Genomic DNA, 15160 nt, shown 5'->3' with positions numbered 1-15160 from the left:
TTTGTGAGAGATTTTTCCGAAATATTGCTCATTTTCTTAAGTCGGATTTTGATTTTAAGTTTTTATTTCTGCGGTTTGATATTGCGCTAAGATTGATTTTAATCTTTAATCCGTTTTTTTTGAACTTTTATTCACTAAAAATAGTTTTCAAATTTAGCGAATTTCGACTTTAATTGTTTTTCGGTCAGTTCAGTTTTTGCGCTCTTTCTACGGAACATTTTCCACTTCCTTGCTTATTTTCTTTAGTTCGCATTTTTAATTTGAATTCGATTTTAGAGTGCCATTTTTAGCTTTCGTTTTTTATTTCAAAAAAATAGTGGCTAATTTTATCGAATTTCGAGTAATATTTTTTGTGTTCTGTTCTGCTTTCGGGTGAGATTGGGTCAGGAGCAATGTCTAGTCCTAAAATATGGCTACAGGTTAAAATTGATTTAAGCTGTTAATTTATAAACCATATTTGGTGTTTGATAGTCTAAAGATAAATGTAATCTTATTTCATTATACAAATTAATTGCATTTTCTGTAGCCCTCTTAGCGTGTTGTAGACTATCAAAGGTCTGGTCGAGATAGAACTGTCTTTTAATATGCCATTTACACGTTCTGCCATCGCGTTTTCGTAGCAATGGTTCTCTTCGGTCATACTGATTCCTATATTATTTCTTTTAAGGATCTGTGTGTATACATTGCTGCAATACTGGATACCTCTGTCAGAATGGTGTATAAGTGCGTCAATATCTTTAGCTTGATATAAGGCTTTGTTCAAAGCTCTTACACAGCCTTTTAGTTCTAGGCTATTGCTGATGTCATAGCCGACAATTTTGCGACTATGCATATCTGTAATGAGTGCTAGGTAACAAAAGCCTTTTATAGTTCTGATATAAGTGATATCGCTCACCCAGATTTGGTTTGATCTAGTTGTTTCTACATCTTTAATGATATTCTTATACTTGTAGAACCTGTGTAATGAGTTCGTTGTTCTAGAGCTGTATTTTTTTCTAAGTGTCAGCATATTGTGTTTTCTAAGAATGTTGAATAAGGTATCCCTGCCTATTTTTAAATCGGCATTTGTAAACTCTTTGCTCAGTGATCTGGCAAGTTTTCTAACCCCTTCTCTGGGAAGTGATCTGCGCTTTTTCTTGACTATATCAATAACTTTTTTCTCTATTTTCAAACGTTTGTCCTCTCTACTTTTGTATTTGTAGTATGCATCCCGTTTAAGGCCAAAACAAGCTGTTATAGCTGAAAGAGTAGCAGATCCTTTAGCGTTCTCTTTTGCTTTGATCAAGGCTTGATACTTAGTTTTTTTTTAAGTTCAAGCACTGATTTATAGCCCAGCTGTTCTGCTGCCACTTCAAGATAAGAATCTTCTATAAGGGCGTCTATATCCTTTTTCAAAAGAAGTTTCTTCAGCTGTTCAATTTCTTTTTGAAGCTGTTTGATGCGTGTAATCTCATCTTTTGTTTTCACAGTCACTCTGGTGTTCATAAGGTCTTTACGGTTATATTTCCTGATCCACTCGTTTATGGTTGTTGGAGCAATACCGTAAGCTTTACCTAGTTGATACTTGTTTAATTTTCCTGCCGTAAGTTCGTCTAAAATTTTTAGTTTGAACGATTCGGAATACCGTCTGATTACTCTGTCATTTTTATACATAATGTTTGAAATTATGTAGCCTTTATTCAGGACGAGTCACAATTGAAGGCAACGAGTTTGTATATGAAAAGTAGCGTAAAAACAAGCACAATTTTTTCGGTTTAACACAAGCCAAAACTTTTATGTTTTGATTTTATCTTTATTTTTCAAAAGCCAAATCAAAAGATTTGGCGACTTACCAAATATACCGAAAATTTTGGGTTAGGGCAGAAGAAGCTATTTTTTATATACGTTGTTGCCAGTAGGCTTTTATTTATACTAGACCTTCTATTTCTTCCTTAAGTTTAATCAGATGACGATTTATTATAGCCCAAACTATTGAATTATCAATGCTATCATAAGCGTGAACTAATCTATTTCTAAATCCAATAATTTGTCTATCGTTTTCAATTTCTAAATTTGGATTTATTTTTCTAAGTTGATTTAAAGCTTCTCCAATTATAGCTAATTGTCTTTCTACTGCACTTTGAGTTTTTAAATCTTCTTAGTAAATATTAAAATCTGAAATATCAACAGTAAATTTTTCTATTAAGTCGATGGCTATTAAAATATCAGATAGATATTTCTTGCTTTTGTCCGTCATAGATTAAAATTTTTGTTGAATCAATACTTTGTTTTAGAATAGGATTTTTAATGGAGGTGCTGGTCAATAAATCAACTTTTCTTTGAAAAAACTGTTCGAATTTATCCCAAACGTTCATTAGATTTTCTCCACGTTCAATAGGATCATCATTATCGATTTCTATTAATAAGTCAATATCACTAAATTCTTCATTAAAGTCATTTGTAATTGAAGAGCCAAATGCATATAAATTCTTCACATTATGAGTTTTGCATAATGATAAAAAATCAGTCATTTTATATTTTATAGATTCTTTCAAATTCATATTGCTAATATAAGCTATTTTTCCGAATTCTTATTTTTGTTTAGCTTACTGGCAACGGTTTGGATTATGATTATGTTGCGTGAAAATCCGCTAGGATTTTCATTTTAAAACTAAATTTAGCAAAAAAGCTTGAATTTTCTACCGAAAATTCATTAGCAATTAATTATAACCATTGTTGCCAGCTTTGCCGACACGTTTTGGTTAGTTGAGTCTGATATTTTTTCCGTTTCTACATTTTAAAAATAATTAATCTATCTATCGAATTTCAACTATAAATTTTTATAAAATAGGGCAGAAGTCAACTTTAGAAATATTGATTTTATTATTTATATTTTCTCGGGTTCTGTTTTTTTGCTTTTTGTATTTTTTTCAGAGAGTGATTGATTCAGCGCTGCATTTTTAGAATTGAGTAAGTTTTTCTTTTGTTCTGAATTTATTATTTTGATTTCAAATCTTTCTTCTTTTTATTTCGGTCAGAATATTTTCTTTAAAAAACAATCTAAGAATATGTATTTTCGATTATTTTATATTCGTCAACTTTTGGATTTCAGTACTGACTAAAATTTAAATAAATCAAACTCAATTTTATAGATTTTGAATGCTATTAACCTTCAATTCTTTTAAATTGTCATCGGTTTGAGTAAGTTTTTCGGAGGCATTGCTGGCAACGGCTTCGAGTATGGACTGTTGCGGGATGTTTTGCAAGTTTGTTCATGCTTAAAATAAATATAGCTAAAAACATCGAATATCGATTAGATATTTAGCCGCAATTGTCTATACGCATTGTTGTGCTTAGTTTTTATTGTTCTAATTGTATTTGTTTGTTATAGTTTTTAGCTTTTCGATCTTTTAATATTCCTATAGTCAGTCCAATTGACATCCCCAATGGTAATCCTAAAGCAATAAAAACGGGATTTTTTGTTACGACATAACATATAACACCAATAGGTAGTCCAAATACTCCTATTCCTATAGATAACCAATTATTCTCGTGATAATTTATTGTAGTTATTCCTAATCTTTTATTTAACATTTTTAAAATTTCAGAGCAACTATTTTCAATAAATTTCACTAATTTTCTATCATTTCCTTCAAAATCATTTATTTTTTCAATTTTATGATTGATTTGATTTAAAATATCATCAGGGATTTCTTTTTTTTCTATTTCTTTTTTCAATGATTCTAGTTTGTCGTATGCTTTTCGAAGTTTCTTATTAATATTTGGACGGCGGTCTATTTTTTTTACCATTATATTCTATTTTCTGTGCGATACATTAATTTTAATTTAATTAGCTTTTCGGGTGATTATTTAAAAATTATGCACAACGTCTCGTATAAAAACTGTGCGAGCTGGTGCGCGTGATTGTCCGAAAGACAATCTGCTGAGCAAGCGAGCAGGGAGTTTCGATTTGAGAACAAATTAAGCATTGTTTTTATATGTTGTTACCCACCGTTATTCTGTTATATTCATCCTTCTATTAACTTCCCTTTTAAGGCTATCATTTTTAATGGCAATATCATAACCATACTCATCAAGCCAATTCCTTTTCGTTAGTTGATATTCCTTCATAACGTCTGGCAAAGCTCCCAAATAAACTAGCGTTAAATATTTCAATTTTGGCAAGCTCATTAAACCTTCAGTGTCAGTTATAGCAGATTCGATTATGGAGTTGTCAAATCCCTCTATAATAGATTGTGCGTAGTAAATATTGGTTAATGACTTTGCTAATTCGAAATCAACATTATCGATTATATTGGAGTTGAGATAGGTTTGATATGCTGTGGAACGGAGCATAGGCGTTTGTAAACCTTCCCAGTTTCTTAAGTCACTACCGTCTAATTGCATCCAATTTGAATCGTTTTGTCCTTCTAAGCTATCAATTTCTGTAAGCAAATTCGAATGATATTCATAAATATATTCAATTCTATTGTGATTATACTGTATTTCGGAAGCAATATATCTAATAGAAACCTCTAGGGTTTTAGAATCTTTTTGCGTTTCTCTATATTCTGTAAGCCAGAAAGCAAAAAAGACACTTAGAAAAATCAAGAAGCCTTGAATCAAATGATCACTAATTCTCTGGCTTATCTTCAATTTAATCTTATTATTTTTTGCCATAAATTAATTTTCTCTTGTCTGTCTTAAACATTCTATGTATTATACTGAAATAGGTTGACCATTTTTAGTTCAATTTTCGACATTTTAAATGGTCAATACTTCTAAATTTTGTTTGTTTCTTTTGTAGGAATGATAGTCTACATTTTTATTCAAATGAACAAAGTTAGGGGTGTTCAATTTGAGACTAAAATGTGGTCGCTTGTTATTATAAATTTCCACGGCTCGTTTGACTATCTTCTTTGCTAATTTAGTATTTTTTATGGTACGTTTTAAATCGTATTCATATTTGAGTGTTCTGTTGATGCGTTCAGCTATCGCATTTTCATAAGGATCATACTTTTCGGTCATACTCATAAGTATTCCGTTTTGCTCAGCGAATCCGGTATATAGCGGATTACAATACTGAATTCCTCGATCGGAATGATGGATGAGTTTCTGATTTTTGTATTTTCTATTTTTAAGCGCCATTTTAAGTGCATCTATACAAAGAGAGGTTTTCATATGGCTTGCCAGTTTATACCCCATAATTTGCTTTGAATAGGCGTCTGTGACCAGAGCCAGGTAACTATGGCCACTCTGTGTTTTGATATAGGTGATATCGCTTACCCAAAGTTGTTCAGGTCTACTAGGTACTTTATTCTTTATCAGGTTTTTGTATTTAAAGAGTCGATGTTTTGAATCGGTTGTGATATGGAATCGCTTTGTTTTAGGTACTAAAAGATTGTTGATACGCATTACTCGATAGAATTTATCCCTTCCTATTTTAATACCAAGTTGATTCATATCACCCTTTAATTCTTTATAGAGTTTAATCCCACCGGTACGCATTCCATACTTACTTCGGTAGTCTTTTATAAGCCTAATGATCAGCTGTTGCTGAACTCGTCTGGTCTTTTGAGATCTTAATCGTTTATAAAAAGCTTGTTTAGAAATCCCAAAACATTGGATCAACCATTTTCTTTTGAACGGTTTAGTTTCTTTTTTTCGATCTCTTCTGCTAATGTTTTGGGCAATGACTTTTTTGCCATATCAACTCCTGTAATAAGCTCCATGTCAGCAATAATGTCTTGCTGGAAGTCTTTTACAAACTCTAGTTCCTCTATTTTTTCTTTTAGTTTCTTGATTTCATCTTTTTTGCTCATCCCTTGCTTCTTTTGTTCTAAAGTACTGTATTTTTTTAACCAGTAATAGATGGAAGCTCTGGAAACTTGATATTTAAGAGCAGCATGATTGATGGAAATCTGCGCATTCTGTATCTGATCAATGATGACCAGTTTAAGATCGTAGCCCACTTTTTTGTAGGAATTTTTTCGACAGTGTTGATTCTGTTCTTTCATTAGGTATAGTACTAAAAGGTTTAATTTTTAGTCAACCTATTTCAGGAAAATACGTGTTTTCAGCTTGTTGCCAACGGTTTTGTATATGGTTTGTTGCATGTTTTAAGCACTTAATTTAGCAAATAAAAACCGAATAGAAAATCCGCGAGGATTTTCGTAAGTAGGCTAGAACTAGCAATAAATTATATACGGTGTTAGCGGTAGTTTTTTAAAACCAATGTGTTGTTGTGTTAGGTAATTCGATATTATTTTTTTCTTCAATCTTTTCAATTTCATTAATTATTTTTTGGTAGTCATCATAGTTTTTCATTCGGGAAAAGTTCGATATTAACATATCCTTATTCAATGTGTTAATATAAGGTGTGATGATTCTTATTTTTTGTTCAAAAGATTGGATATAAGTGTGTTTTATATAAGAAAGTGAAATGAAAAACAATGTAGATAAGAAAAATACTCCATAGAAAACTTTTCTCAAAGTCAAGTTCTTTCTATTTTTCGCTTCATTTTTTTCTCCTTGTTGCTTTTTCTTTTTTCCTTTTATTTCCTCTTTTTTTATTTTTCTAGGAATTACTGTTGCGATAAATGCACCTAATGCAAAACTTAAAACTATTCCATTGAACAATAGTATTATTATGAAATCATAGTCAGGTTTTCCAAAAGCCATCTCTTCAAAAACTCTATTATATAAACTTTGAGAAATTGATTTATAGAAAATGACAATCGAATTTCCAACAAATTCCAAAATCGGCTGAAGAAAATATATAAACAATATCGTCCCAATAATTCCTGCTAAAAGCGAGTTTCTATTTATTTTCTCAAAAAAGTTTTTCATATTAAAAAAGTTTCAATGCGTTTTGCTGAGTAATTACCGCTAACGAGTTTGTATATGGAAAGTAGCGTAAAAACAAGCGCAATTTTTTCGGATTAGACCAAGCCAAAACTTTTGCATTTTGATTTTATCTTTACTTTTCAAAAATTAAATCAAAAGATTTGGCAACTTACCAAATATACCAAAATTTACGGTTTAGAAAAGACGCAGCTATTTTTTATATACGTTGTTGCCATTAGTACTTTTTTCGGCACCAAACTTCGACTTTAATCCACAAAAGTTTCTTTTATAATATTTTTACAACTTTGAATTTCAGATTTCGACAATTTATCAAAACTTTTCAATATTCTCGATTTGTCAATTGTCCTTATTTGATCGATTGCAATCATCCCTTTCTTTCCATTATGCTTAACTTTAATTCTGGTCGGATAGTTTTTTAGGTTTGTTGTCATTGGGGCAACTACGATTGTTCTTAAATACTTATTAATCTCATTCGGTGAAATAATCACAGAAGGTCTTGTTTTTTTAATTTCACTTCCGATTGTAGGGTCCAGATTTACCAATACAATTGAATATTGCTTTAACTCCATTCTTCAAAATTTTCATCTTCAAAGACATCATTGAATAACAATCGATCGTCATTATTCTCACGCATTTCTTCAAAAGCTTTTTCCCAGTTTTTTCTCGGGCTACTAATTGGTTTCAGGATTATTTGTCCTTTATCCAAAATCATCTCTACTTTATCTTTTATATTATATTTTTCTAAAATAGTTTTGCTTAAACGTAGACCTTTAGAGTTTCCAATTTTTATAATAGCTGTTTCCATAATTTTATTAATGTATATACAAAGTTATTACAAATTATTAGACCCGCAAAGTTTTTTTTCGTATTAATGGCAACGTGTTTGTATATGGTTTGTTGCGTGTTTCAAGCAACTAATTTAGCAAATAAATCACAGATAGAAAGTCCACGAGGACTTTCGCAAGTAGGCAAAAAGCCAGCAATAAATTATATACGGTGTTGGCATTTCGTTGTTTTTTTAAGAGTTCAAATTATGTTAAAGATTTAGAAAATATTGCTTGTTAATTAGTATAAGTATGTATTTTGTTAATTCCTTTATTAATTTTTTTTCCAAATGAAGTAATTTGAATTTCAGAATTATCTTTAATATTTATTCCTCCAGCATTTCTCATATTATTTCCATCTAAAAAAATACTTCCGAAAAGATTAAAATCGGTTATTTTACTGTTATTCATTGAAAAAGTATAAACATCCAATGCATCTTTATTGGTCCCAGCATTTCTAGATCCTATTAAATAATAGATATCGTCTTCTTTAAAAATATTAATATTTTGCGTTTTCCCAAAAGTTTCATTATTAGAGAATTTGATCCAGTTTTCTGTTAAAGAAACCCAAGTATTACTTTCTTTATTTAAAAGTTTATATTCCATATCCATAGCTTGAGTTGTAATTACAATGATCAATCTTTCAGTTGTATTTATATCAATATAGCCAGCAGCTTGCGCGTCACTTGAGGTAAACTCAAAATCTGTTATGTTAGAAAGGTTATTTTCAAAAAACCTAATTATTTTTTTAGAACTTCCACTTGGTGATGCTTTTTCAGCAAGAGCGACAACTAATGTATTTTCGTTGAATTGAATACCACCTGCATGTCCATATCCATCTGTTACTTTAACGTTATTTGCCTCAACGATTCCATTTTTAATAGGGACAATTAACCCTTTTTTAGTACTATTGTTATAATTACTTGATGAAAGTATGAATGAATTATTGTTAACAGATTGAATTCCTTGGATATGCTCGTCAGCATCACCTAAATAAGGATATTCTTTAGTGCTTGAGAAGACAACGTCTTGAGAAATGGGTGATATAGAAAGTAAATTTGATAAAAATGGTTTTAAATAAAAATAATTTAATGATAATCTAGGACTACTGTTTGTTTGTATTCCATGTATTTTATAATCGCCAGTCCATGTTTGGCCATCGAAAGATGCGTAGTATATATCATTTGAACGACCAGCTTTATAATTAGTATAAAGTTTATTTTCGAATACTGTACAAGAGGGAGATTCACTGGTTTGTATGTTATTGCCATTAACTTTTATTTTATTATTTCCAGTCCATGTTTGGCCATCGAAAGAAGCGTAATATACATTGTTTGAACGACCAGCTTTGTAAACAACATATAATTTATTATTAAATACGGCACAAGAGGGAGATTTACTCGTTTGGATACTACTACCATTAATTTTTATTTTATTATCTCCAGTCCATGCTTGGCCATTAAAATAAGAATAATATGTATTGTTTGAACGACCAGCTTTGTAAACAATGTAAAGTTTATTATTGAATACAACAGAAGAAGGTGTTTTACTTGTTTGAATACTATTGCCATTAATTTTTATTTTATTATCTCCAGTCCATGTTTGGCCATCGAAAGAAGCATAATATACATTATTCGAACGACCACCTTTGTAAGTAATATATAATTTATTATTAAATACAGTACAAGAGGGAGATTCACTGGTTTGTATGTTATTACCATTAATTTTTATTCTATTATTTCCAGTCCATGTTTGGCCATCGAAAGAAGCGTAGTATATATCATTTGAACGACCAGCTTTGTAAACAACATATAATTTATTATTAAAAAATACTTGACTAGGACTTTTACTTGATTGAATATCTACATTATTAATAGTTATTTTTTTTTCTATAGCAACACATTTTTCTGTTTTTGGTATAAAATGAGAATAGTAAATATCATTTGAATTACCAGCTTTGTAAAGAGAAATAAGGTGGTAATTCAAATATTGTTTACTAGAAATGACTTTGTTTTTTGAAGTTGTAGAAGGAATATACTCTTCAGTAGAAGGAATATACTCTTCATTTGTACATCCAACGAATGTTATTAAGGTAATTAATGTGAAAAATAAGTTTTTCATGATATTTAATATTTATGAATAAGTTTATGTAATAGAGGTTCTTTTCTAATACGTTTATTTTTTATAATTTTGTTGTTCGCAATGTGTATTAAAATGAATGCCAACGGGGTGTATAAGATTAGTTGCGTGTTTTAAACACTAAAGCTATAAAATAAAACACAAATTTATTATCGATGAAAACTTTCGTAAATAAACTAAAACCAGCAATTAATTTTATACGTTGTTATATATAGTTTTATTCAAATTTTAAATATTTTGTTTCTTGAACTTTTTTTAATTGAGGTTTCGTTTTATTTAATTTATCTCCTTTAAGAACAATATGATATTTATCTAAATAATTTAAAGCCATTATTTTACTATTAAAGGTTTCATAAGCGTATTCGCTACAGGTTTTTGGGTTAAAATCATAAGAATTTATGATGGAATTAACGATTTCATCTTTTTTGTTGCTTAAATATCCTACATCATTTATGACTAATTCGCTTAAAGAGCCATATGGGGTGCCAAAAACAGGACAGCCATAAAATAAACTTTCTATTATTGCTAAACCAAAAGGTTCATGCCATAATACTGGAAATATTAATCCTCTTGAAATGTTTAGGTATCGTTCTTTTTCTTTTCCTCCAATCATCCCTTTAAAATTAACCTTACTAGAAAAAGTGTAATTCAATCCCATTTTTAGAACTCTTTCATCGAATCTATTTCCTCCTAGAATATTTAACTTTTCATGTTCTATTTTTTTTATTATTTGAATTGCTCCTTTTAAGTTTTTTACACCCCATGAAGCTTTACCAAGAAAATGAAATCCATTTTTTTTTAAATTTAAATCAGGTTTAGAATACTCATTAAAACATAATCCGTTGTAAACAAAAGAGTTAGAGTTGTGTCTTTCAGCGTGATTTCTAGACACAAACACAGTGTTCTTATCAAAAGAATAATCATTGTTAGTATTTCCATGTATTGTAATTAGATATGGTTTTTTTATTAATTCTAAATTTTTTGGTATAAAATTAAAATGTATTATATCTATATCTTTAGGGATCTGTTTATATAGTGGAATGTTATTATCAATACTAATAATATTAGCAAATTCACATTTAGAACCCTTTTTGACCAAATAATTAATTTTATGTCCAAATTTTACAAGTTCTTTTCCAAGAGACCATATAACTCTTTGAGTACCTCCATAAAGTAGAGCTGGTATTATAGAATTATCTACTATTAATATATTCATATTTTTAATTATATATAACGTCTGCGGATATCGAAAGTAGCCATTTAATTACTGGCTAGTTTGATATCACTGTTTAGAGTAAAAATACTAAAACTTTTCTAATAGCAATCAATTTGGCTATTTTCGATGATTCGCTGTTGTGTGCAGTAATTTTTTGAACCGGCCTTAGCTGTAGCCTTTTAAAGATCATTATGTTATTCTATTTCAATTATTCAAAAAATTACGGAGTAAGCGCGGCGCAATCATTTAAAGGGTATGTTTTTGACAATAATTGCTCTCATCAAGGTCGGGACTGATATGCGCAGTTATTGACAAAATTCTAGGATCAAAGTAAGATAGGGGAGTCCGTATCCTTGCTCCATTGTGATTAAGGTACTTGATTTTGTCAAAAAAATCCACTACTTTAACTCAGGCTTTTATACGAGTTCGCTCGTCTTTGAAAGTGCAATTTCATACGATCTCATCGAAAAGCCTGGGTTGAGGAGTTGTCATTCCCCAACTATCACACTTGCGCAAGGCTACGTCCTTTATTGAGATAAGAAAAATTACTTTTTTCATATTCTATATTTTATATAAGATGCGCTTCTGAATCAATGGTTGCGTGAAAAAATTGCTCACAACGTCTTCGTATAATCGTCAGTTGCGGATTATTAAAACCTAAGATAGCTAAAATTACCGACTTTTATGCTTGCGCGATTTTGTCCGCAGGACAAAAAGCCGCAATTGCTATTATACGTTGTTGTAAAATGTAGCGACACGTTCTGATAAACAATATTACCTTTTTTCTACATTTTTAAATTCTTATTTTTCTAATGAATATGAATTTCTATCAGATCTTATCTTTTTTAAATTTATAGAGTGGGAGAGAAGCTTCTGAGCGTTAAAATCGATGGTGAATTTCTATAATTTAAAGTTTACCCAGTGTTGTTTTTTAAATTTTTAAGTTGAATTTTCAAATTTAATTCTAGGAGAGATTGGCTCCGCGCAATGATTGTCCTTTCTAATTTTATATCTTTTTTAATTTTCGTTTTCCAGCTAGATTAGATATCCGTTTTGTTAAAAGCAAGAAAATTAGTGTCCAAATTATGTAATTTCGTACATAATTTCTTATCCGCGGTGTTGCTAATCTTTTAAGTTATAATTTTATTTTTATGAATTTGAGAGCGTGATTTTGTCAGTTTAAATTTTAAATAATTTGTTCTGATTTTATCGAATATTGAATATAATTTTCTTTACTCAGATCAGTTTTTAAACAACAAAATTGTCGGTTTTCTTTTAAGAATATTATCCGATTTATCTAATTTTACTCATTTTCGATCAATTTGGTTTTCGATAGCGATCTTCTCGGGAGCTATTTTTTACAACTCGTTTGTATATGGAAAGTAGCGTAAAAATAAACGCAATTTTTTAGTTTTAGAACAGTGCTAAAACTTTTGCATTTTGTTTTTAACGTTACTTTTCAAAAGCCAAATCAAAAGATTTGGCTACTTACCAAATATACCAAAATTTCCAGTTTAGAAAAGACATAGCTATTTTTTATATACGTTGTTACCTGTAGGCTTTTCAATTGCCTTTATCAGTTTATTTTCGTTCTGTTTATTTCTTCCCATCGATACAACTGAACTTCTTTTATCCGGGTCGCAAATACTATTCACTAATAATTTTCTTTTATCAAATATTATAGTTATTTGTTCTCCCCAACTTCCCGAAAAAAAACTTGGATGAGTTTTAGCAACAATTCGATTTGAATTTTTTGAGATAATTTGCCATTCTAATTTATCCGCAACTTGTTCAATTATTTTATTAAGTTCAGCTCTATTAAGTGAGGTATTAACTTCTTTAAATTTCAGACGTTTTCTTTATATAAAAAAATAGAATACCGATTAAAGTTGGAATAATAAAAACCAAATTTCTTCAGATTTTATCGGTTTAAGCGTATTCTCAAAATAGACTTTCAGATGCAAGAACGTAAATGTCAATGGAATTATGAAACAAAAGCCAACTACTTCATAATGAGAAAACTATTTCCAATTACTCAATTTCAACTCTTTATTCGCTATAGAATATTTTATTTCCTCATTATTCATCCAGATTTGATGTGCTTGGTTTTTTAATTAATAACTAAATTTCAAAATGTTGACGATTTTTTCAGCTTACAGGTAACGGTCTTGTATATGGCTCGTATCGTGTAAAATAGCGATTATTTTCGGTTGAGCACAAGCCAGATTTTTAAATTTTACTGTTTACTTTTTTTATTGGAAATCGTCAAATTTAAAAATTTGGCGACTTTCCAAATATTCCTTAACTTCTTTTAAGCAACTACCAAGCTATGAGCTATATACGTTGTTGGCGTTAGTTTTTAATTTTCAATTCAGCGTATTTTTCTTTCCGACAAAGTATTTCCGCTTTCATTTCAGTCAGGTTAATTTTTCCAAGTTTTAGGTCGGTCAAAATCGTTCCATCTTGTCTACAATCATTCTTATATTCCATTTCCGTAAACTTGCTCAAGTCCGATGAATTTGTCATTCGTAATTTATCTCCGTTATCGGTTTCGGCAATGAATAAAATCAGAGAGTCTTTTCTTTTAGTATTTAATTCCGTTAAATTTTTAATTTCCACAATACTTGGCCAAACGTCTAAATTCTGTTTTTTAATTATTGCTTTTCTCAAATTATACATTTCAATCGGTTCATATTCTACAAATTCTCCGTCTTTTTCCTGTCCAAAAATTGTGAATGGAATAAACATTAAAAATAGCAATATGTTTGTCTTTATGTACTTCATTTCAAATTAACGCCAACGTCTCCGTATATGAAACGTAGCATGTAAGAAGACGCTATCGTTTCGGATTATACACGAGCCGAATTTTTAAATTTTTCTTTTATCTTTATTTTACTAAAAGCCAAATTTAAAAATTTGGCGGTCTTTGCAAGTACACACAGACCTTTCGGAAAGCCTATAATAGCTATGTTTTATATACATTGTTGGCATTAGTTTTTTTTCCGTTTCTATTAAGTCTCTATCTATAATTCCAGCTAAATGTTTCATAATTTTATTAACGCTCAAAAGTTCCCGAGAACCATTGGTGAGAAAAATAATTGTAAGTTTCTTTTCAATGTATTTTTTATAGCCTGTAGAAAAACTTCCAGTATAATAATAGGAAATATTATTATTTGTTTTGTCCATATACCAACCATTGGTATAAAGTCTTCCATCTTTATAATCAAAAGGCTCAAATAGTCTTGATTTGGAACTCTTCTTGATTATTTGGTTATTGTCGAATTTTTTGTCCCAATCAATAAATCCGTTTAGAGTTATATTAAAACCGGATGCTCCATATAAATATTCGGGATTATTATAGTCTGTTTCTCTCAAATATCCTTTTGTGGGATAATCGCTGTAAGAAGTTGCTCGGTTTTTTTAGTACGGCCAAACTGTTCCCTTCAAAAATTGCAGAACTATCAGAAGCTGAAAATTGAGTTTCCATAATGTGGTCAGCAAGACTTTTGTTACTCACTTTTTTAGAAATAAGGTTTAACAGCCAAAAATTTGTTTGATTATAGTCGAATTTATTACCTGCATCAAATTTTATGGTGTCTTTATATACTTTTGATTTGGCAACGTCTTCAGATTCTCTTTCGTAAACTGCAATTTCGGGTAATCCTGATGAGTGCGATAAAAGATTTTTTATTTGAACATTTTTCCAATCTTCTGGAAGGTCATCTAAATATTGTGCAATTTCATCTTCAAGCTTAAACTTATTTTGTTCAATTAATTTATGGACTGCAACACTTGCAAATATTTTAGATGTTGAAAACAAGGGGAATTTTGTTTTATCGTTTACTGGAATTTCGTAGTCCAAATTTGAAAATCCGTAATATTTTTTGTGAATTATACTGCCATTTTTGATTATTGCTAATGCTAATCCAGGAATGTCATTTTTAGTCGAAATTTCGTTTATATAATTGTCAACTTTTTTGTTCAGTAAACTATCTGTTTCCTGTCCATATGATATTGTTGCAATTGTAATAAATATTGACAAAATTATTTTCTTCAAATCTGCTCTTTTTTAAGTTCTGTGTTTTTTAAATTAATGCCAACGTCTCTGTATATGAAAAGTAGCGCTGAAAATAGG

Annotated in this window: 15 protein-coding genes and 2 pseudogenes; all 17 read right to left on the bottom strand. The window is 29.9% G+C overall.

Going from position 1 to position 15160, the window contains the following annotated elements:
- Window positions 1-431 precede the first annotated feature (431 nt).
- The 17 genes and pseudogenes from QWY91_RS19360 to QWY91_RS04885 all read right to left on the bottom strand — a co-directional run bounded on the left by QWY91_RS19360 (window position 432) and on the right by QWY91_RS04885 (window position 15082).
- A complete protein-coding gene (locus QWY91_RS19360; protein WP_353958638.1) occupies window positions 432-623 on the bottom strand; it encodes an integrase core domain-containing protein in 192 nt (63 codons plus the stop codon).
- Window positions 569-1285, bottom strand: a pseudogene (locus QWY91_RS04960) (IS3 family transposase); the annotation flags it as partial. The gene QWY91_RS19360 and the pseudogene QWY91_RS04960, both read right to left, overlap by 55 nt.
- Window positions 1282-1653 carry a transposase gene (locus QWY91_RS04955; protein ID WP_290230433.1) on the bottom strand — a complete coding sequence of 124 codons (372 nt, stop codon included), beginning with the start codon at window positions 1651-1653 and terminating at the stop codon, window positions 1282-1284. The gene QWY91_RS04955 and the pseudogene QWY91_RS04960, both read right to left, overlap by 4 nt.
- A 253-nt stretch (window positions 1654-1906) precedes the next feature.
- Window positions 1907-2122, bottom strand: a pseudogene (locus QWY91_RS04950) (HepT-like ribonuclease domain-containing protein); the annotation flags it as partial.
- 82 nt (window positions 2123-2204) lie between these two features.
- Window positions 2205-2540, bottom strand: coding sequence for a nucleotidyltransferase family protein (locus QWY91_RS04945; protein ID WP_290230436.1), 336 nt, complete (start codon window positions 2538-2540; stop codon window positions 2205-2207).
- Window positions 2541-3339: 799 nt separating this feature from the next.
- Complete coding sequence (locus tag QWY91_RS04940; RefSeq protein WP_290230438.1) at window positions 3340-3789, bottom strand: hypothetical protein; 450 nt, start codon at window positions 3787-3789, stop codon at window positions 3340-3342.
- 204 nt (window positions 3790-3993) lie between these two features.
- Window positions 3994-4659: a hypothetical protein gene (locus tag QWY91_RS04935; RefSeq protein ID WP_290230440.1), complete on the bottom strand. Its 666-nt coding sequence runs from the start codon at window positions 4657-4659 to the stop codon at window positions 3994-3996.
- A gap of 84 nt (window positions 4660-4743) precedes the next feature.
- Window positions 4744-5610, bottom strand: coding sequence for an IS3 family transposase (locus QWY91_RS04930; protein WP_290230442.1), 867 nt, complete (start codon window positions 5608-5610; stop codon window positions 4744-4746).
- The gene (locus QWY91_RS04925) at window positions 5607-5996 is read right to left on the bottom strand and encodes a DNA-binding protein (protein ID WP_290230444.1); all 390 of its coding nucleotides are present in this window, start codon (window positions 5994-5996) and stop codon (window positions 5607-5609) included. Before QWY91_RS04925 ends, QWY91_RS04930 begins: the two co-directional genes overlap by 4 nt.
- A 208-nt stretch (window positions 5997-6204) precedes the next feature.
- Entirely contained in the window at window positions 6205-6828 is a 624-nt protein-coding gene (locus tag QWY91_RS04920; RefSeq protein WP_290230446.1) for a hypothetical protein, read from the bottom strand.
- 263 nt (window positions 6829-7091) lie between these two features.
- Complete coding sequence (locus QWY91_RS04915) at window positions 7092-7415, bottom strand: type II toxin-antitoxin system PemK/MazF family toxin (RefSeq protein WP_290230448.1); 324 nt, start codon at window positions 7413-7415, stop codon at window positions 7092-7094.
- Entirely contained in the window at window positions 7406-7651 is a 246-nt protein-coding gene (locus QWY91_RS04910) for an AbrB/MazE/SpoVT family DNA-binding domain-containing protein (protein ID WP_290230450.1), read from the bottom strand. Before QWY91_RS04910 ends, QWY91_RS04915 begins: the two co-directional genes overlap by 10 nt.
- Window positions 7652-7907: 256 nt before the next feature.
- Complete coding sequence (locus QWY91_RS04905) at window positions 7908-9791, bottom strand: hypothetical protein (RefSeq protein ID WP_290232239.1); 1884 nt, start codon at window positions 9789-9791, stop codon at window positions 7908-7910.
- Window positions 9792-10026: 235 nt separating this feature from the next.
- Window positions 10027-11025 (bottom strand): glycosyltransferase, encoded by a 999-nt coding sequence (locus tag QWY91_RS04900; protein ID WP_290232238.1) that lies wholly within the window; start codon window positions 11023-11025, stop codon window positions 10027-10029.
- A gap of 2352 nt (window positions 11026-13377) precedes the next feature.
- A complete protein-coding gene (locus tag QWY91_RS04895; RefSeq protein ID WP_290232236.1) occupies window positions 13378-13773 on the bottom strand; it encodes a hypothetical protein in 396 nt (131 codons plus the stop codon).
- A gap of 147 nt (window positions 13774-13920) precedes the next feature.
- Window positions 13921-14400, bottom strand: coding sequence for a hypothetical protein (locus QWY91_RS04890; RefSeq protein ID WP_290232235.1), 480 nt, complete (start codon window positions 14398-14400; stop codon window positions 13921-13923).
- Window positions 14381-15082 carry a serine hydrolase domain-containing protein gene (locus tag QWY91_RS04885; RefSeq protein WP_290232233.1) on the bottom strand — a complete coding sequence of 234 codons (702 nt, stop codon included), beginning with the start codon at window positions 15080-15082 and terminating at the stop codon, window positions 14381-14383. Before QWY91_RS04885 ends, QWY91_RS04890 begins: the two co-directional genes overlap by 20 nt.
- Between the last annotated feature and the right edge of the window lie 78 nt (window positions 15083-15160).

Source organism: Zunongwangia endophytica (assembly GCF_030409505.1).
GTDB classification, from domain to species: domain Bacteria; phylum Bacteroidota; class Bacteroidia; order Flavobacteriales; family Flavobacteriaceae; genus Zunongwangia; species Zunongwangia endophytica.
This window is presented reverse-complemented; position numbering and strand designations above follow the sequence as displayed.